General features: G+C 63.6%; 17 protein-coding genes. 5 read left to right on the top strand and 12 right to left on the bottom strand.

Annotation, left to right across the window (positions count from 1 at the left end):
* Window positions 1-145: 145 nt before the first annotated feature.
* Window positions 146-1,156, bottom strand: a complete 1,011-nt coding sequence (locus BG60_RS24935; RefSeq protein WP_033536286.1) for a LuxR C-terminal-related transcriptional regulator — start codon at window positions 1,154-1,156, stop codon at window positions 146-148.
* Window positions 1,157-1,300: 144 nt separating this feature from the next.
* Here BG60_RS24935 and BG60_RS24930 point away from each other — a divergent pair, with 144 nt between their 5' ends.
* Window positions 1,301-2,926, top strand: a complete 1,626-nt coding sequence (locus BG60_RS24930; RefSeq protein WP_034473158.1) for an ABC transporter substrate-binding protein — start codon at window positions 1,301-1,303, stop codon at window positions 2,924-2,926.
* Window positions 2,927-2,941: 15 nt separating this feature from the next.
* Here the strand turns inward: BG60_RS24930 and BG60_RS24925 are convergent, their stop codons facing one another.
* Window positions 2,942-3,319 carry a DUF3331 domain-containing protein gene (locus BG60_RS24925; protein ID WP_008348391.1) on the bottom strand — a complete coding sequence of 126 codons (378 nt, stop codon included), beginning with the start codon at window positions 3,317-3,319 and terminating at the stop codon, window positions 2,942-2,944.
* A gap of 398 nt (window positions 3,320-3,717) precedes the next feature.
* On the opposite strand from BG60_RS24925, the gene BG60_RS24920 reads away from it, so the two are divergent.
* The 3 genes from BG60_RS24920 to BG60_RS24910 all read left to right on the top strand — a co-directional run bounded on the left by BG60_RS24920 (window position 3,718) and on the right by BG60_RS24910 (window position 6,440).
* Window positions 3,718-4,065 (top strand): DUF4148 domain-containing protein, encoded by a 348-nt coding sequence (locus tag BG60_RS24920; protein WP_008348393.1) that lies wholly within the window; start codon window positions 3,718-3,720, stop codon window positions 4,063-4,065.
* Window positions 4,066-4,093: 28 nt separating this feature from the next.
* Window positions 4,094-4,876 carry an alpha/beta hydrolase gene (locus tag BG60_RS24915; protein ID WP_008348395.1) on the top strand — a complete coding sequence of 261 codons (783 nt, stop codon included), beginning with the start codon at window positions 4,094-4,096 and terminating at the stop codon, window positions 4,874-4,876.
* 151 nt (window positions 4,877-5,027) lie between these two features.
* Window positions 5,028-6,440 (top strand): HdeD family acid-resistance protein, encoded by a 1,413-nt coding sequence (locus BG60_RS24910; RefSeq protein ID WP_033536287.1) that lies wholly within the window; start codon window positions 5,028-5,030, stop codon window positions 6,438-6,440.
* 12 nt (window positions 6,441-6,452) lie between these two features.
* Here BG60_RS24910 and BG60_RS24905 read toward each other — a convergent pair whose 3' ends face one another.
* The 6 genes from BG60_RS24905 to BG60_RS24880 all read right to left on the bottom strand — a co-directional run bounded on the left by BG60_RS24905 (window position 6,453) and on the right by BG60_RS24880 (window position 13,447).
* Window positions 6,453-7,688: an NYN domain-containing protein gene (locus tag BG60_RS24905; RefSeq protein WP_034473157.1), complete on the bottom strand. Its 1,236-nt coding sequence runs from the start codon at window positions 7,686-7,688 to the stop codon at window positions 6,453-6,455.
* Window positions 7,689-7,768: 80 nt separating this feature from the next.
* Window positions 7,769-8,164, bottom strand: coding sequence for an SRPBCC family protein (locus BG60_RS24900; RefSeq protein ID WP_008348401.1), 396 nt, complete (start codon window positions 8,162-8,164; stop codon window positions 7,769-7,771).
* 13 nt (window positions 8,165-8,177) lie between these two features.
* Entirely contained in the window at window positions 8,178-9,962 is a 1,785-nt protein-coding gene (locus BG60_RS24895; protein ID WP_033536225.1) for a DNA-binding protein, read from the bottom strand.
* Window positions 9,963-10,232: 270 nt separating this feature from the next.
* A complete protein-coding gene (locus BG60_RS24890) occupies window positions 10,233-10,541 on the bottom strand; it encodes a DUF4148 domain-containing protein (RefSeq protein WP_008348405.1) in 309 nt (102 codons plus the stop codon).
* Window positions 10,542-10,775: 234 nt separating this feature from the next.
* The gene (locus tag BG60_RS24885; RefSeq protein WP_033536226.1) at window positions 10,776-12,053 is read right to left on the bottom strand and encodes an MFS transporter; all 1,278 of its coding nucleotides are present in this window, start codon (window positions 12,051-12,053) and stop codon (window positions 10,776-10,778) included.
* A gap of 26 nt (window positions 12,054-12,079) precedes the next feature.
* The gene (locus tag BG60_RS24880) at window positions 12,080-13,447 is read right to left on the bottom strand and encodes a M20 family metallopeptidase (protein ID WP_284502750.1); all 1,368 of its coding nucleotides are present in this window, start codon (window positions 13,445-13,447) and stop codon (window positions 12,080-12,082) included.
* Between the two features lie 169 nt (window positions 13,448-13,616).
* On the opposite strand from BG60_RS24880, the gene BG60_RS24875 reads away from it, so the two are divergent.
* Window positions 13,617-14,552 carry a LysR family transcriptional regulator gene (locus BG60_RS24875; protein ID WP_034473156.1) on the top strand — a complete coding sequence of 312 codons (936 nt, stop codon included), beginning with the start codon at window positions 13,617-13,619 and terminating at the stop codon, window positions 14,550-14,552.
* 4 nt (window positions 14,553-14,556) lie between these two features.
* Here BG60_RS24875 and BG60_RS24870 read toward each other — a convergent pair whose 3' ends face one another.
* Genes BG60_RS24870 through BG60_RS24855 form a run of 4 tightly spaced genes read right to left on the bottom strand, consistent with a single transcriptional unit; the run spans window position 14,557 to window position 17,852 of the window.
* Entirely contained in the window at window positions 14,557-14,937 is a 381-nt protein-coding gene (locus BG60_RS24870) for a VOC family protein (protein ID WP_008348411.1), read from the bottom strand.
* A 59-nt stretch (window positions 14,938-14,996) separates the two neighbouring features.
* Window positions 14,997-16,253: a DUF3734 domain-containing protein gene (locus BG60_RS24865; RefSeq protein WP_008348413.1), complete on the bottom strand. Its 1,257-nt coding sequence runs from the start codon at window positions 16,251-16,253 to the stop codon at window positions 14,997-14,999.
* 15 nt (window positions 16,254-16,268) lie between these two features.
* Window positions 16,269-17,051, bottom strand: coding sequence for a 3-hydroxybutyrate dehydrogenase (locus tag BG60_RS24860; RefSeq protein ID WP_008348415.1), 783 nt, complete (start codon window positions 17,049-17,051; stop codon window positions 16,269-16,271).
* A gap of 21 nt (window positions 17,052-17,072) precedes the next feature.
* Window positions 17,073-17,852: an acetoacetate decarboxylase gene (locus BG60_RS24855; protein WP_034473154.1), complete on the bottom strand. Its 780-nt coding sequence runs from the start codon at window positions 17,850-17,852 to the stop codon at window positions 17,073-17,075.
* Window positions 17,853-17,882 lie beyond the last annotated feature (30 nt).

The following is a 17,882-nucleotide window of genomic DNA, read 5'->3' as shown; positions in this document are numbered from 1 at the left end:
ATGATGATTTGAATGGCCGCGACGCCCGGCATCTTTTACTCGCGTCCGATGTTTCGGGTCACGAAATGTCTGCCGCACACCATAACGTAGTCATTGCATCGGTGAATAGCAAGGCGCCTTTTCCGCACTATGTACGGAAGCGTTCCTAAGCGCCTCGATCCTTGTCGGCCTGTAGCCGGCTCGCGATGAGCTGGACCAGATAAAGCGCGAATTCGGGCTCCTGATAGTAGAGCCGAATGGCATCGGCGGCGGAAACGGTTCGCATCTCGCAGTCCGTCTTGCAGATCACCGTCGACGTGCGCCGATGCTCCGGCGAAAAGAGCCCGATTTCGCCGAGCACCGTGCCCGCGCCCAGTTCGATGCCGAGCTCCGAAAGCCGCACCGTGCCCTTCTCGACGTAGAACATCTGGCCGCTCGGATCGCCTTTGCGAAACAGCACTTCGCCGGGCCGGAAACGCTGGCTTTCCATTCTGGCGAGCAGGCGCGCGACCGGAAGCTGACCGCTGATGGCGTGATCGACCTGCGTCTCGCGGATCTTCGCCATGCGCGCCGCAACCGCGCTCGCTTCGCCACGGCTCGATACGTTCAGCGCCTTGAATATCGTCGTGAGATGCGTCTTGACCGTGGCCTCGGCGACATCGAGTTCGCGCGCGATCGTCTTGTTGGAGCGTCCGCGAGCGAGCAGCGCGAGCACTTCGAGCTGACGCGGCGTCAGATGCAGGTTCGGGTCCGGCGCGACGTTTCCGGACGGCATGCGCAATTCGCTTCTCTCCGACGAAAGCAGCGAGCGCGGCAGCGAAACGCCGCCTGCCAGCACGAGGCCGATCGCACCAAAAAGAAGCTCTGCCGAAGCGGATTTCTCGACACATCCCGCGACGCCCGTCGCGATCAGTTCATCGACTTGCTCGCGCGTGGCCATGCTCAACAGCACGATCACGGGCGTCGTTCCGACACGTTCGCGCGCGGCGTCGAGTTGCGCGCGGACATCGTTCAGACGATCGCCGTCCATGACGATGCAATCGGGCTTGCGTTCGTCCGGCCATCGATCGGGAAGACGGTCGGCCGCGTGCACTTCGGCATCCTGCGCGAATCCCCGCAGGAGCGCCGCGACGCCCTCGCGAAACAGCCCCGCCGGTCCGGTCAACAGTATCTTCATGCGATGCATGCTATACCGACTCGCGCGCTCATGCGCGATGGTCGAACGTTCGTCATGCGAAGCGCGCATGCCGTGCGCAAATTGTAAGAGCGTGCTGCGCTGCCTATACTGCATTCGCCATCGGCACACTGCGAGGCCACGCATATGACAGGCAAAAGCAAGCGCGCATGGCGGGCGATTCATGCGCTGCTGGTCGCGCAAGCCTGCATCGCCGATTTCGCCGCCGCGCAGCAGCGCGTGCCCGACAAAAGCCTCGTGTACTGCTCCGAAGCCAGCCCCGCCGGATTCGACGATGCGCAATTCACGTCGTCGATCGAAGCGAGCGCGGCGGGCTATACCGTCTACAACCGGCTCGTGGAGTTCGATCGGGAAAACGGCGATATCGAGCCGGGGCTCGCGCAGTCGTGGGAACGCTCACCGGATGGCCTTCAATACACGTTTTATCTGCGCCACGGCGTCAAGTTTCATACGACTGGCTACTTCACGCCGACGCGCGAATTCAACGCCGACGACGTCGTGTTCACGTTCGAGCGCATGCGCGATGCACAGCATCCGTTTCGCCGCGCTTATCCCGTGTCGTTTCCGTATTTCCGCGACCTCGGTCTCGCGACGAACATCGAGCGCATCGACGCGCCCGATCCCTATACGGTGCGCTTCACGCTCGCACGAATCGATGCGCCTTTCCTGCAGAAAATGGCGATGCCCTTCGCGTCGATACTTTCGCGCGAATACGCCGACAAGCTGCTCGCCGCGGGCCGCGCGAGCGACATCAACTGGCATCCGGTCGGCACCGGTCCTTTCGTGTTTATCGACTACGCGAAAGACGCGACGATCCGCTTCGCGGGCAACACGCAATACTGGAAGGCGAACATCGTCCGGCTGAAATCGCTGACGTTCGCGATCACCACCGATCCGATGGTGCGCCTGCAAAAGCTCAGGCAGGGCGAATGTCAGGTGATGAGCTATCCGCGTCCCGCCGACATCGCGTCGATCAGGAAAGACGCGCGCCTGCAAGACGTGAATCAACCGGGGTTCAATCTGGGCTATCTCGCCTACAACACGTCCAGAGCGCCGCTCGACGACGTGACCGTGCGCCGCGCGCTCGACATGTCGATCGACAAGCACGCGATACTCGACGCCGTCTATCAAGGCACCGCGCGCGCCGCAACCAATCCGATGCCGCCGATGCAATGGGGCTACGACTTCGGCATTCGCGACGCGCCGTACGATCCGGCACGCGCGAAAGCGTTGCTCGCGCAAGCGGGTCACGCGAACGGACTCAAACTCAGGCTATGGGCGATGCCGGTGCAACGCGCGTACAACCCGAACGCGCGGCTCATGGCGGAGATGATTCAGGCGGACTGGGCGAAGATCGGCGTGCAGGCGGAGATCGTCACGTACGAAATGGGCGAGTACGTACGCCGTGCGCGCGCCGGCGAGCATGACGCGCTACTCATCGGATGGAGCGGCAACTATGGCGATCCGGACGACTGGCTCGGCGTGCTCCTCGGCTGCGACGCCGTGAAGGGCGGCAACTTCGCGAAGTGGTGCTACAAGCCCTACGACGATCTCATCAAGGAAGCGCGGGCCACGCTCGATATCGATGCACGCACCGCGCGCTATCAGCAAGCGCAGAGAATCTTCAAGGAACAGGTTCCGTTCACGCCGATTGCGCACGCGACCGTTTATCAGCCGGTCGCGCACAATGTGACGGGCTTCAGGATCGATCGATTCGGCATGACGCGTTTCTGGGGCGTCGGCATCGACTGATTTCGTCTGACGAGTTCAGGACGGTGTCAGCTCATCGAGCACCGACGCGAGAATCATCGCGCCCGCATTGCCCGGAACCGGACGCGGATTCGGCGCATAAACACGATCGCCGCGACGAATCTCGACGCCGCTCATCGCGCATACGCCGACGGTGCGCGCGCGCATCGCACGCCACACCTGATCGCCATAACAGCAGCGCGTCGAGTCGCGCCATTCGATCGTCGCCGTCGTGCTCGATGGCCGCTCGATCAGCTTCACCGCGACGCGTTGATCGCCGCCTTGCGCGAAAGGACGCCTCGGCGAAGGCGCTTCGAAGCTCGCGCCATCACTCAACGATGTCAGCAGGAAGATCGTTCGCGCCCACGGATCGAGGGCGAGTGCAGCTTCAGCCATGTTCGGCTCCTTGTCGAAGAAATACGTGGAATCGGCATCGCCACTCCAAGGTAATGAAACCGAAATCGCGCGCCAACTGCCCGATGGTTGCGCCGGCCTATATCAAGGTTTAATGCGCGCGGCGGCTGCGCCCGCGAAAACTAACACCTTCGTATGAGCGCATCAGACAGACGGCTGGATTCACGGCGCGCACGCCACGCGAACGTTTAATCGATGCATCGAAGGTTGGTGCACGCACGCTCCTTCGTAGGTGTAGTCGAGCCGTTCCGTGGCCGATACAGTGTCGTCAAGGTCGAAACGCGAACGCAGACCAACGGCCTTATCGAGGGAAACCGAAGAACATCCATTATTTCGGATACCCGATCAATCGCATCACTCAATCCACCTTGGAGTCGATCATGAACAAGTACCTCGTCAGCCTCTCTCTCGTTGTCGCCACGCTCGCCGCGCCCGCGATCGCATTCGCGCAATCGAACGGCCCCGTTACGCGCGCTCAAGTCCGTGCCGATCTCGTCGCCGTCGAGCAAGCCGGCTATAACCCCGCGATTGCGAGCGATCCGTATTACCCCGCGGACATTCAGGCAGCGGAAGGCAAAATCGCCGCGCAACACACCGACGCATCGCAAGCCTATGGCGGCGTACGGACCGGCACGAGCGCATCGGCAGCGAGCGCGTCGAAGCATGCCGCGATGAACAACGCGTGCGTCGGTCCGGCCGACTTCTGCCAGCCGTTCTTCGGCAGCTGATCCATCGTTCGCACTAGCGGAGTCTTTCATGAAGCGAATTTTGCAAGTCGCGTCGGCACTGGCGTTATCGGCTGGCGTGTTGGCATCGGCGAATGTATCCGCGCAAACGCATGCGCCGATCAAGAACATCGTCCTCGTGCATGGCGCATGGGTCGACGGCTCGGGATGGAAGCCGGTCTACGACATCCTGACGCGCGACGGCTATCACGTCACGATGGTGCAGGAGCCACTCACCTCGCTCGACGCGGACGTCGCCGCGACCAAGCGCGTGCTCGACCTGCAGAACAGTCCGACGATTCTCGTCGGTCATAGTTACGGCGGGTCGGTCATCACGGAAGCGGGCGTGCATCCGAACGTCGCCGGGCTCGTCTATGTCGCGGCGCATGCGCCGAACGTCGGCGAGGACGAAGGCGCGCTCGGCAAGAAGACGCCGAGCTTCCTCGCGAAGCAGACGAACGCCGTCGAAAAGACCGCGGACGGCTACACGTATCTGAATCCCGCCGTCTTCCCGAAAGACTTCGCCGCCGATCTTCCGCTCAGGCAAGCGACGTTCGAATCGCGCTCGCAGATCCTGACTGCGGCGCAAGTCTTCACGACGCCGCTCTCCGCCGCGGCGTGGACGACGAAACCGAGCTGGGGCATCGTGGCGGGCGGCGACAAGATCATCAATCCGGATCTCGAACGCTGGTACTACGAACGCGCGCACAGTCACATCACGGTCATTCCGGGCGCGAGCCATTCCGTGTACGAATCGAAGCCGCAGCAGGTCGCGGCCGTGATCGAAGATGCCGCGAAGCATGCGGTGCAGTAGGTGAAAATCGCGCGGCGTCGTGCAGCACGCACGACGCCGCGCACATTCGTCTGGGGTTTGCGCTTCTTGCCGTATCCGCCGTCCATGGCTTATATAGTGTGTGGCCGCGCGTGTCGCGCACGAGGCGTCGAATGACCAGACGGAGGAAGCGATGGTTCGGCTCGTGATGATTCTTCTCGGCGTCGACTATCTGCGCACGCGCTGGCGCTCGGTGATGACGCTCGGCCTGCTCAGCATCGCGCTCGGCGGCGTCATCTTCATCGACGCGCTCGACGGTTCCCTGTACTTTCCCATCGTCCCCTTCGTGCTGCTGATGCTGCTCGAAGGCCTCGCCACGCTGGCCGTCGCGTGGACCGGCATGGGCGGCCAGCGCAAGCTGCGCTACGTGAAGGGCGCGACTTTCTGCCTCTCGGCGCTGCTCGTGCTGTTCGGCGGCGAGCACGGCAATTTCGTGCTGTCGCTCATCTTCGGCACGCTTTTTCTCGTCGATGGCGCGCTCCAGATCATTTCCGCGCGCGTGGTCCGCTTTCGCAAATGGCGTATCGCGATGGCGGGCGGCGTGCTCGAGATCGCCATCGCGATCTTCTTCTATCAGCCGTATCCGGATCACTATGCGGGCACGGTCGCGTATTGCGTCGCGTTCGGGCTTTTCTTCGGCGGCTGGAACATGATCCTGCTCGCGGCGCGCGTGCGGCGCATGGCGGCGAACCCCGCCGTCGATGACGGTGCAACCCACTCCGCTCACGACGACGCGAAGCCCGCCGCGCCATCGTTCGCAGGCGCGGTCTGGGACGGCCCGCCCGCGCCCGGCGAAGCCGCGCTGACGGTGCATGTGTGGACGCCCGTCGGCACGGCGAAGTCGCAACCGCGCAGGCAATTGATCATCGATCGCTATATCGCCGCCGTCGACAGGAACGGCACGATCTCGACCGGCCATGCGGCGCTGGAGACGCCCGAGGGCGTGTACATCAGCCTCTATCCGGCGGTCGAAATCGACCGGTCGCCGGACGAATTCTCACGCACGTTGCGCGCGACGCGCGAGAACGACGTGCCCGGCCTCTTTCAGCCGGACTACGAAACGGAATCGAAGGCGTGGTGTCCGTCGACGCAGCAGGTGCGTATCCGCAATTACGATCCGGCGCGGCTCGCGCGCTTCTGGCAGGAGTATCGGCGCGACACGACGTACAACCTCACGTACCGCAACTGTTCGAGTTCCGTGGCGCGGGCGCTGGAAGCGGCGATCGAAGGCGCGTCGGCGCGCGTGTGGGGCAAAGGCGGCGGATGGAAGCCGCTCGTGCGTATCATGACGACGCCCGAGTTGTGGGTCGCCGCGCAAGTTCGCAAACGCGCTGCGACGATGGCCTGGACGCCCGGCCTCACGCTCGACTATGCGCGCGCGCTCAGCATGCTCGCGGACCCGCGTCACTCGGGCTGGGTGAAGATGGCGCGCATCGCGGTCGCGACGATGTATCGCTCGCGGCAGCGCTGGCGCGCCGAAGAGCACGCCGCCGTGCGCGTTCAAGAGCAAGATGCGTCGGCGACGGCGGAGCAGCGTACCGGCTGACGCGCCGTGGCATCACGATTCGACCGGCTTGTCGGCAGTCTTGCGCGAGCGGTTGCCCCGCGATGACGGCTTGCGCGATGGCTTCTGCGCCTTCGCTTCGGCATCGGGCTCGGCGACGGGCGCGGCGCTTTCATGCGGCACGTCGGCGGCGGCGCTTCGTTTCGCCGCGGTCTTGCGCGACCGGCGCGGCGCGGCGGGCTTTTTCGGTGCAGGCTCGGGAGCGGACGCGTGTTCCTGCGACGGCTCGGGCGTTTCGACCTCGACGGGCGCCGGCGCTTCTTCGACGACGAACACAGGTTCGGGCGCCGCCACGCGTGCAGACTTTCTCCCGCCGCGTTTCTCCTTGCGCCGGCCGTTCGCCGCTCCCTCGAGTTCTTTAGCGGGCGCGACCGCTGGCGGCTCGCTCGGTCTCACGTCCATCGGCGCGACCTGAGCCGTGTGAGCAGAACGAAACACGAACGCGCCGGATTTATCGTCGCGGCCGACTTCAAGCAGACCGCGAGATTGCGCTTCGTCGAGCAGATTGCCGAACGCGCGAAAGCCGTATTGCGTCTCGCTGAAACCCGGCTTGCGGCGCTTGATGGCGCTCTTCAGCACCGATGCCCAGATCTTGCCGCTCTCGCCGCGTTCCGATGCGAGCGCCTCGAAGGTCTCGACGGTAATCGCGATCGCGTGCGACTTGCGCGATTCCATCTCCTGCTTCGGTTGCCGCTCTTCGTCGGACGCGCGCTTCGCATCGCGCTGTTCGCGCTTGGCGATGGCGCGTTGCTGCTCGCGCACGAGGTCGTCGTAGAAGATGAACTCGTCGCAGTTCGCGACGAGCAGATCCGACGTCGATTGCTTCACGCCCACGCCGATGACTTTCTTCGCGTTCTCACGCAGTTTCGACACGAGCGGCGAGAAGTCCGAATCGCCGCTGATGATGACGAACGTATCGACGTGCGCTTTCGTGTAGCAGAGATCGAGTGCATCGACGACGAGACGGATATCGGCGGAATTCTTGCCGGACTGACGCACGTGCGGAATCTCGATCATCTCGAAGCTGGCCTCGTGCATCGCCGATTTGAAGCCCTTGTAGCGGTCCCAGTCGCAATAAGCCTTTTTGACGACGATGCTTCCCTTCAGCAGCAGGCGTTCGAGCACGGGTCTGATATCGAATTTTTCGTACTTCGCATCGCGAACGCCGAGCGCGACGTTCTCGAAGTCGCAGAACAACGCCATGCTGACGCTTTCCTGAGGTCCAGCCATATGGTTCTCCAGCCCGTGCGGCATGTTTGGAATGACCACATGATAGCTTGCCGGCGTTGACTGGAAGGGATACGCGAAAATCAGCGCTTGCCGTAACGGGCCGCAAGCGCGGCGAGATCGCGGCGGACCCAGTCGGCGTCGGCGGCGAATGTGTCATCGGACATGCCGGGCTGGCGGAACAGCGTGAGCGCGATATCGGCGCCCGCGCCGTTCTGATACACGCGCAACGGAACGTAGACCTCGCCGCCATCCGGCAGACCGACGCGATGATCCATGATTCCGAACGCGTTGTGCTCGGTGAAGCGGATCGTCACTTCGCCTGCCGGACCGCGTGCGCGCCAGTGATCGCCCATGTCTTCGAGCGTCGACTGCGCCAGTCCGGACGCCCACGTCGGGAAGACTTCCGGACGCCAGATCGCGTCGTAAAGCTCGCGCCAGTCGCGATCGACGGTGACGGTGAGGGTCCGCGTATGCATCGTCACGCGGATCTCACGTTTCGATCTTCGACATCACCGCCGTGGCCGGATCGTAGCGATAGCCCTTCTGCGCGAGCTGTTGCGCCATCTTGTCGCCGATCAGCTTCTGCTGCGCCTCGCGGAACACGAGCTCGTGATCCGGCTTCAGGCGCTCCAGTTCGACCGCGAGCCGCCGCATCAGCGCGACCTCGCCCGTGCTGCGGGCATCGATGAAAAGGATCTTCTCGTTCGCCACGTCGAGGCGCTGGCGCAGGTCCTTCGCGTACGTGACCCACTGCTCGGCATTGGCGCGAAGGTCGTCGTAGGCCTTCGAATGCGCCTTCGCCTGCGCCGCCACCTGACGCTGCAGCGATGCCAGCTCGGACTCGTCGCCCTGCTCCTTTTCGACGAGACGCTTCGCGAGATCGGTCGCGTTTCTCTCGGCGGCTTCGGCGCGTTCGCGCAACGCGTTGACATCGTTCGATACGCGCGCGAGTTCCGCGCCCTGCTCGGCCTTTTCTTCCATCAGTGCGCTGACCTGCTTGCGGGCTTCGTCCAGCTCGGCGCCGATGCGCTCGGCATGTTCCCGCTGCGCCGAAACTTCCGCGCCGCGCGCAGCCGCGCTTTCGCGCTCCGCTGCCAGTGCGCTGCGCGCGTCGTTCAGTTCCGCTTCCAGCGCGGCGATGCGCGCGAGGTTTTCTCTCGCCTGCGCTTCGGCGGCCTGCGCACGCGTATGCGCCGCGTTGAGGTCCTGCAACAGGCGCTCGGCTTCCGCCGATTTTTCCTGCGATACGAGGCCAAGCGCTTCATGCTGCTGACGCGCCTGATCGCGCTCCTCGGCGATGCGCGCGAGTTCTTCATCCTTGGCCGCAAGCGACGCGCTCAACTGCTCGTGCTGCTGACGCGCCTGATCGCGCTCTTCCGCGATACGCGCGAGTTCTTCATCCTTGCCCGCAAGCGACGCGCTCAATTGCTCGTGCTGCTGCCGCGCCTGATCGCGCTCTTCCGCGATACGCGCGAGTTCTTCATCCTTGCTCGCAAGCGACGCGCTCAATTGCTCGTGCTGCTGCCGTGCCTGATTGCGCTCGTCAACGATGCGCGCAAGCTCCTCGTCCTTGCCCGCAAGCGACGCATGCAGATTCGCCTGCTGCTCGCGTGCCTGATCGCGCTCTTGCGCGATGCGTGCGATGTCCTCGTCCTTGGCCGCCAGCGCCGCGTTCAGCGCTTCTTTCGCCCGCCGCTCTTCTTCGAGCGATGCGTTCACGGTTTCCAATTGGGCACGCTCCGCCGACGCGCGCTGCGCCGCTTCCTCGATGCGCGTCTCTGCGGTCTGCGCGCGTATCGTGGCTGCATCGGCCTCTTCGCGCAGTCGAACGACCGATTCCTCGGACGCCCGCAATGCGCTCAGCATTTCCATCATTTGCTGGCGGTTCTTCGCGGCCTCGTCGCCGGTCTTCTGGAATTCGGCGAGCGCCTCGTCGCGCTCCGCAAGCGCGGTCGAGAGCCGCTGGCTCACGGCGGACAGCCGCTGTCCGGACATCCGCTCGGTTTCGTCGCGCGAGACGGTCCAAAGCCGCCGCGCGACATTCACGAGCGTCTCGGCAAGGTCGTCGGGCAGTCCGGTCGGTGCCTGCTGCTGCGGCATGTCCGGGGACCGCGCCTCGCGCCAGCGCTGCAGGCCGGCCGCGATGGCGACGACGGAGCCGTTTCCGGCCTCCGCCCAAACCGTCAAGGGAGAAACCTTGCGACCTTCTTCGGTCAGTCGATCGGCGATCGACGCGATTTGCTCGTCGGTGATGTTGTCTACGTCTGTGGGCATAAGCGCCTCGAAAATCAGTGGCGTCGCACTCAAAACACTGCGATACATTGTTACGTTCGGCTAAATCCGCGCGGGGCGGAGATGGATGATACCCATTTTCCGCGCTCGACCAATCGAAGCACGTCGCATGCCGTCGAAAATAGGATTTTGTAGCGAGAGTGTATCGTCTGCGGGACCTTGAAACCGTGGCGTAATACGTTATTGACAGAAACGCGTCGAGCCCGGACGAGCAATTTCGTCCGGGCTTTCTAATTCGTTAAATCCGTGCGATTACGGCTTCGCGAAAACCGGGCCGAGTCCGATGACATCCGTATCCGCCGAACGCGTGCCCGACGCGACGTTGCCGTTCGCCGGCGCGCCGTATGCCGTCAGGCCCTTCGCGGCGTCCACGCGCGCTTGCGCGGCCTGGATGTTTTGCGGATATTGCGTCTGATCGCTTGCCGGGTCGTAGCCCGCCTTTTCCAGCTCGACGAGTTGCGCACGCACTTCGGCGCGGGTGATCGGCTGATTCGACTGAGCGAACGAAAGAACCGGAAGCGCGACGGCAGCGGCGACGATCAGCGATTGGATGACTTTCATGATTTACCTCCAGTGAATTTTGATGGAAGGCCGTCTTGGCGATTCGCCGTGTGTTGCGAATCGTTCGGCTTGGAGGTATTTGAACTCGCGGACGTATCTGGCTTGTTTCGCGAAAAGCGGATTATGAAACGCCGTGTGTCGGGATTCGGTGCAGATACAGTGCGATACAAAGCGAAACGCCGATTGTCGATGTCATCGGCAATCGGCGCGTTCGTATCAAAAAGAGAAGCGGACTCAGGCGGCCGCGCTCGCCGCTCGCATCTGCACCTTGCCGCGGCTCACCGCCGCGAGCGCCGCGAGACTGATCACCGCCGTGAACATCATGTAGAAGCTCGGCGCGGCCTTGCTGCCCGTCGCGCTCAGGAGCCAGATGATGATCGCGGGCGTGAAGCCGCCGAACACCGTCACGCCGATGTTGTAGCCGATCGACATGCCCGTCGCGCGCGTCGACACGGGAAAGATCTCCGACATCAACGCCGGCAGCGCGCCGAAATAGATCGCCTTGAGCAGCGCGAGCCACGCGACGAGCGCGAACAGCGACGCCACCGACACATGCGAAACGACATACGCGAACGCCGGATAGCCCGTCACGAAGAGCAGGAGCGCCGCCGTCGACATCTGCTTCACGCGGCCGATCCTGTCCGAGAGATGCCCCGCGAAAGGCGTCACCAGCGTCAGCATCAGGCCCGCGACGGTGCTCGCGGCGAAACCCGTCGATGCATCGAGATGCAGTTCGCGGATCGCGAACGTCGGCACGTATTGCAGCAGATAGTTCACCGCCGTCGATACCGTCAGCGCGCCGATCGAGATGAGCAGCAGCGCCTTTTGCTGCGTGAATACATCGCGCACGGGCGTCGACGTGTGCTCGGCTTCGGTGTAATCGGCCGCGTCTTCGAGATAGCGGCGCAGGAAAAGACCCGCCGGTCCGATCAGCAAGCCGAAGAAGAACGGAATGCGCCAGCCCCATGCGGCAAGCTCGGCGGCGGGCATCAGCTTGGCGAGCGCGAAGCCGAAAATCGACGCGAGCAAGGTCGCGAGCCCCTGCGTCGCGAATTGCCAGCTCGCGAGCAGGCCACGGCGATCCGGCGCGTGCTCGATCAGCATGGCCGTCGACGGCCCGAACTCGCCGCCCGCCGAAAAGCCCTGGATCAGGCGCGCGATGAACACGCCCGCGGGCGCGATCAATCCGATCGACGCATACGGCGGAATCACCGCGATGATCGCCGTGCCGATCATCATCAGCCCCACCGACATCATCAACGCAGCCTTGCGCCCGCGCTTGTCCGCGTATGCGCCGAGCACCATGCCGCCTATCGGCCGCACCAAATACGACGCGCCGAACGAGCCGAACGTGAGCAGCATCGACGCCGTCTCGTTCGCGGCCGGGAAGAAGTTCTTCGCGATATACACCGCGAAAAACGCATAGATCGCGATATCGAACCATTCGAGCGCGTTGCCGACCGAAGTCGCGAGCACGATTTGCGTCAGGCTCAGGGGCTTTTTGTTCATGATGTCAGCGTGTCATGAGTGGCGTTCGATCAATGCGCGTCGCGCGTGGCGACGATCGCCGCGCCCATCTCGCCGAGGTCCCACCAGAGGCCCGCCATCACGCCGAGCGATTCGCGCATGACGGAGCCGAGCACGTGTTCGTTCGGCGCGTGCTGGTTGCACGCGGGATACGAATGCGGCACCCAGAGCGTCGGCAGGCCGAGTGTCTTCGCGAAGACATCGTTGGGCACCGTGCCGCCCAGGTTCGGCAACAGCGCGGGCTTCTTGCCGGTCGTCGCGCGCATCGAATCGAGTGCCCAGTGAACCCACGGATCGTCGAGATCGAGGCGCGTCGCGGGCGTGCCGCGCGTCGCCTTGACGGTCACTTCGGTGAAGCCGTGCTGCGCGAAGTGACGTTCGAGATGCGTCTGCAGGTTCTCCCAATCCGTTCCGACGACGAAGCGCAACTGGCACACCGCTTTCGCGAGCGGCGGAATCGCGTTGACGGGTGCATCGGCGTTGCCGGATTTCATCGCGAGCACTTCGAGCGCGTTCCAGCCGATCACGCGTTCGGTCGGCGTCAGGCCCGGCTCGCCCCACGTCGGATCGATCTCGGGTGAGCTTTCGTCGCGGCCCAGTTCGATATCGGCGAGGGCTTCGCGCACCGCATCGGAAATCGGCGGCGGCCGCAATCCTTCGACGACGATGCTGCCGTTGCGGTCGACGAGACTCGCGATCGCATGCGACAGCACGACGGCCGGATTGCGCAGCACGCCGCCCCAGTTGCCGGAGTGATGTCCGCCTTCGCGGAGGTTCACCGTCAGTTCGAACGGCACGCCGCCGCGCGAGCCGAGAAAGAGCGTCGGACGTTCGGCGGATACGCGCGGCCCGTCCGACGCGATGAATACATCCGCCGCGAGCGCATTCTTGTGCGCGGCGCAGACTTCATCGAGACCCGGCGAGCCGACCTCCTCGCCCGTTTCGAAGATCACCTTGACGTTGTAGCCGAGCCTGCCTGCGCGCGCCTGCAACACCGCGGCGAGCGCCGCGAAATTGACCGAATGCTGGCCTTTGTTGTCGGCGGTGCCGCGGCCGTACCAGCGGTCTTCGTCGACGACGATGTCCCACGGCTTCAGGCCCGCGCGCCATTGCTCGTCGTAGCCGCGCACGACGTCGCCATGACCGTAGGTCAGCACCGTCGGCAAGTCGTCGGATTCGTGGCGTTCGGCGATCAAAAACGGCGGGCCGCCCGCGACCGGATTCTCGACGACGCGCGCCGTAAAACCGAGGCGCGCGAGCGTGTCGCTGATCTCATCGGTGAGATAGGCGTTCAGCGCGGGATTCCGCCCGTTCTGGCTCTCGGTGCGAAACGCGACGCGGCGCTGCAGATCCGCGAAGAACGCGCCCGAATCGAACATCTTGCAAGCGATGGCGATGGCGGCTTCACGACTTTCTTGATGTTCTTTCACGACGTCTCCGGGCGATTGTGGCTACTCATTCCGGCCAGTCTAGAAACGCCAAAAATTCGCGACAATTTCAAATTTTGCGACTAGCATTGCCAAAAAGGCAACGCTCGGGGAAGGCATCGTGCTGCATGGCATCGCTCTCAAATACTTCGTAGAAGTCGCGCGCTCGGGTTCGCTGGCGGCGGCATCGGAACAGCTTCACGTCGCGGTGTCGGCGATCAGCCGGCAGATCGCGAAGCTGGAGGAACAGGCGGGCACGCCGCTATTCGAGCGCATGCCGCGCGGCATGATCCTGACGGAAGCGGGCGAGTTGCTCGTGCAGCACGCGCGCCGCGCGCTCATGGACGGCGACGCGGTGCTCGCGGAGATATCGGAGATGCATGCGCTCGGGCTCGGGATCGTGCGTATCGGCTGCACGGAGGGTTTCACGCGCTGCTTTTTGCCGAGCGTGATGGCGTCGCACTATCGCGCGCATCCGGGCACGCGTTTCGTGATGCGTTCGGGTACGCCGGGACAGGTCGAGCATTGGGTGGCGAGCGGCGAAGTCGATGTAGGCCTTGCGTTTTCGACATCGACATCTACCGCGCTGAGCGTCGAATACAGCGTGAAGGCGCCGGTCTGCGCGCTGCTGCCACCGACGCATCCGCTGGCGGGCAAGGCGAGCATCACGCTCGATGACGTGCTTCAGTACCCGACCGCCGTGCTCGATCGCGGCACGACGGTGCGCCAGCTGATCGACTGGTGCTGCTCGGCGCGCGGCGTGCATCTCGAGCCGGTTCTGACGAGCAACAACTCGAGCGCGATGCATCATTTCGCCGCGCTCACCGGCGCGATCACGCTCGGCAGCGCGGTCGCGCTCGAAGGCGATCCGGGCCCGCCGACGCTCGTCGCGACGCCCATCGACGAGCCTTTGCTCAACGAGCGCCTGCTGCAGGTCACGGTGATGCGCGAGCGGCGTCTGCCGCCTGCCGTCGATCAGTTTCTCAAGACGCTGACCGATGCGTTGCGCGAAAGTCTCGGTGCGCCGGCCGCGCGCGCGAAGCGAAAAAAGCGCTGACCCGTCATTGCGTCGCGACCCACCACGTCGTTCCGGCGGCATCGCGAAAGCCGCCGCGAAAGTCGTCGTCGTCGCGTTTGCGCGCGGGCGCCTGCACGCTTTGCGCGCCGTGCCGGAGCGCGCGATCGTAGACGGCTTGCGCATCGCGCACGTAGACGTGGATGTGCGGACCCTGCGATTGCTGATCGGTCGCGCCGCCGCCGATCATCACGACGCTATCGTCGATACGCAATTCGGCGTGCATCAGCGAGCCGTCGGGACGATCGAAGCGGCGCAGCAGTTGTGCATCGAAGACACGTTCGAGGAATGCGATGATCGCCGGCGCGTTTGCGCAGACGAGATAGGGACTGACGGACGCGTAAGTCGCGGGTTTCCAGTCGGGCATGGCTTGCCTCGCAGGCGTTGTGACGAGGCTAACCAGAGTAATTCAAACGCCGCAACGCTTCAAACGCCTTCGACCACGTCATCCAGTTTGTTCGCCGCCGCCTTCGGCATGTCAGCGGTCGCCTGCGGCGCGGGTTCGTAACGATGCACGTCATGCGTCACGAAGCCGAGATCGTGACTCGGCACCTCGAACCACTCCGGATGTCCGAACGAACGGCGAATGTCTTCCAGACCGCTCGCCCAGTGCTCGTCCATCGTATCGTTGCTGAACTCGTAATCCTTGTAGTGCCCTTCGAAAAACTTGTTCTTGTAGATGAGATGCACGACGTTCACCGCGCCGCCATCCGCGACCTTCTGCGCCTCGCGCAGCAGCGGATGCGAGCGGCGCGTCTTTTCCGGAACATGCTCCAGCAGCTCCTTGATGAGCCGCGCATGCTTCTGGTTATGCGAAACGAAATCGGTGATGGCGCGCGTTCTGCTCGAATACTGAATGTCTTTCGTGCGCTCGCTGACATCGAGAAAATCGCCGGGCAACGTGCCGCGCGCGCTCCACAGGTCCACCTGAAACACGAGCGTGTCCTTGTGCTGACTTTCGCGGATGATCTCCGTCAACGGCGTATTCGATACGAGCCCGCCGTCCCAGTAGAACTCGCCGTCGATCTCCACAGCCGGAAAGCCCGGCGGCAACGCACCCGATGCCATGAAGTGCTCGGGCTCGAGCCGCATCTTCGTGTTGTCGAAGTAGACGAGATTGCCCGTGCGTACGTTCACCGCGCCCACCGATACACGCATCGCGCCATCGTTGATGCGGTCGAAATCGGCGAACTGCAGCAGCGTCGCGCGCAACGCGGACGTATCGTAAAAGCTCACGTCGCTTGGGCGCCTGCTCTTCGCATGCGTCAAAGGCAAATGAACGCGCGGCGAGAAGAAGCCCTTCTGCCCTTCGGTGAGCGCGCGCGCCGCGGCCCACATGCTCGAAAACTTGCGGCCGATATTCGCGAAGCCGAACGCGGCGGGCATGAACGCGCCCACATGCCCGACGAGATCCGCGGGCTGGCAGATCGTGTTCCAGAACCCACGCAGCGCCGCCACGCGATTCTCGGGCGCGTTGCCCGCGATGATCGCGGTATTCAACGCGCCGATCGAAATGCCCGAGGTCCATGTCGGATCCACGCCCACTTCGGCGAGCCCTTCGAACACGCCGGCCTGATACGAACCCAGCGCGCCGCCGCCTTGCAGCACGAGGCAAACGTCATCGTAGTCGGGCAGCGCGACGTGATTCGCCTGCGTGAGTGTGTTGCGTTGACTGCGGCGCATGGATTCTCCTTGTCGTTATTGCATGAACCAGCCGTGACTCACGACGACCGATTGCCCGGTCAGCGCATTCGATTCGAAGCCCGCGAGGAACGCGACGGTGTTCGCGACATCGGCGACCGTGGTGAATTCGCCATCGACCGTTTCCTTCAGCATCACGTTCTTCACGACTTCTTCTTCCGAAATGCCGAGCGCCTTCGCCTGCTCGGGAATCTGCTTTTCGACGAGCGGCGTGCGCACGAAACCGGGACACACGACATTCGCGCGCACGCCGCGCGGACCGCCTTCCTTCGCGACGACGCGCGCGAGCCCGAGCAAACCATGCTTGGCCGTCACATAGGCCGACTTCAGCTTGGACGCTTCATGCGAATGCACCGATCCCATGTAGATGATCGAGCCGCCCTTGCCCGACGCGTACATATGTCTGATCGCGGCTTTCGTCGTGAGAAACGCGCCGTCGAGATGGATCGCGAGCATCTTCTTCCAGTCGGCGTATGCATACTCTTCGATCGGCGCGACGATCTGAATGCCCGCGTTCGATACCAGCACGTCGATACCGCCGAGCTTCGCCACCGTTTCTTCGATGCCCGCGTTCACGGCATCTTCGCTCGTCACGTCCATCGACACGGCGATCGCCTTGCCGCCCGCTTCGACGATGCTGTCCGCAACCTTCTGCGCATTCGCGAGATTCAGATCGGCGATGACGACCGCCGCGCCATCGGTCGCGAGCTTGCGCGCCGTCTGTTCGCCGATGCCGCTCGCAGCGCCCGTCACGAGCGCGACTTTTCCTTGCAGTGCCATGTGAATACTCCTTTGCCGTTGCTATTGGTTGACCGCGAGCTTGAGTTCATCGGGCGGCGCGAGATAGTCGTATGCGACTTCGCCGATATCGAGCGTGAGATTCGCGATGACATGCCGCGCGCCGACGACCTTGCGCACCGGCAAATCAGCGACCGGCGCGAGCGCATGAGCGTGCAGTTCGAGCGCGGCCGGACCTTCCCATGCACCGATCACGCTCACGTCGCGCAGAAAGAAGCGCACGAGTTCGCACACGCGCGCAGTGCCGTCGACATGCGGCAGCACTTTCAGCAGATAGTTCGGCGTATCCGCGAGCTTCCTGCGTTCGGCTTCGAGATCGAGCGGACGATACTTGTAGCCCATCGTGCCCGTCGCGATGCGTTGCGTGCCGTAGTCGAGCGTGCCGAGCAGCGTGTCCTTGCCATCGACGCCAAGACGCGGCGACGCGAGCTTCTTCGGAAAGCCCCAGATTTCGCGGCCGCCCGCGATCGGACCTTCGTCGTCGAGATACATCGCATGCGTATAGCTGCCCTTCTTGCCATCCGGATCGATGACGGAAATCACCTGGCCGCTTTCGGTGTAATCGCCGAAACCGGATGAATCCGGCATGCGAATGAATTCGTAATGTACGAGACCGTTATCCACTTCGAGCGGCTCCGGAACCACGGCGCGCAGCGCGTCGGGATCGGTCTCGTAGGAAATGATGAAGTACTCGCGATTGAGAAAGCGGAACGGCGGACGCGGATAAGCGGGATTGAGCACAGGCATGGCGAACGCATTCCTGCGGATGTCGTCTTCTTTCACTGGATCGTCCCTGAGTTGAGAACAGGCACG

Source organism: Caballeronia zhejiangensis, from assembly GCF_000698575.1.
GTDB lineage: Bacteria > Pseudomonadota > Gammaproteobacteria > Burkholderiales > Burkholderiaceae > Caballeronia > Caballeronia zhejiangensis.
This window is presented reverse-complemented; position numbering and strand designations above follow the sequence as displayed.

Coding starts and splice junctions, on each gene's coding strand:
- BG60_RS24935 (WP_033536286.1), bottom strand. CDS start 1,156: ATGAAGATACTGTTGACCGGACCGGCGGGGCTGTTTCGCGAGGGCGTC.
- BG60_RS24860 (WP_008348415.1), bottom strand. CDS start 17,051: ATGGCACTGCAAGGAAAAGTCGCGCTCGTGACGGGCGCTGCGAGCGGC.
- BG60_RS24920 (WP_008348393.1), top strand. CDS start 3,718: ATGAACAAGTACCTCGTCAGCCTCTCTCTCGTTGTCGCCACGCTCGCC.
- BG60_RS24865 (WP_008348413.1), bottom strand. CDS start 16,253: ATGCGCCGCAGTCAACGCAACACACTCACGCAGGCGAATCACGTCGCG.
- BG60_RS24905 (WP_034473157.1), bottom strand. CDS start 7,688: ATGGCTGGACCTCAGGAAAGCGTCAGCATGGCGTTGTTCTGCGACTTC.
- BG60_RS24910 (WP_033536287.1), top strand. CDS start 5,028: ATGGTTCGGCTCGTGATGATTCTTCTCGGCGTCGACTATCTGCGCACG.
- BG60_RS24930 (WP_034473158.1), top strand. CDS start 1,301: ATGACAGGCAAAAGCAAGCGCGCATGGCGGGCGATTCATGCGCTGCTG.
- BG60_RS24890 (WP_008348405.1), bottom strand. CDS start 10,541: ATGAAAGTCATCCAATCGCTGATCGTCGCCGCTGCCGTCGCGCTTCCG.
- BG60_RS24915 (WP_008348395.1), top strand. CDS start 4,094: ATGAAGCGAATTTTGCAAGTCGCGTCGGCACTGGCGTTATCGGCTGGC.
- BG60_RS24880 (WP_284502750.1), bottom strand. CDS start 13,447: ATGTTCGATTCGGGCGCGTTCTTCGCGGATCTGCAGCGCCGCGTCGCG.
- BG60_RS24925 (WP_008348391.1), bottom strand. CDS start 3,319: ATGGCTGAAGCTGCACTCGCCCTCGATCCGTGGGCGCGAACGATCTTC.
- BG60_RS24895 (WP_033536225.1), bottom strand. CDS start 9,962: ATGCCCACAGACGTAGACAACATCACCGACGAGCAAATCGCGTCGATC.
- BG60_RS24900 (WP_008348401.1), bottom strand. CDS start 8,164: ATGCATACGCGGACCCTCACCGTCACCGTCGATCGCGACTGGCGCGAG.
- BG60_RS24870 (WP_008348411.1), bottom strand. CDS start 14,937: ATGCCCGACTGGAAACCCGCGACTTACGCGTCCGTCAGTCCCTATCTC.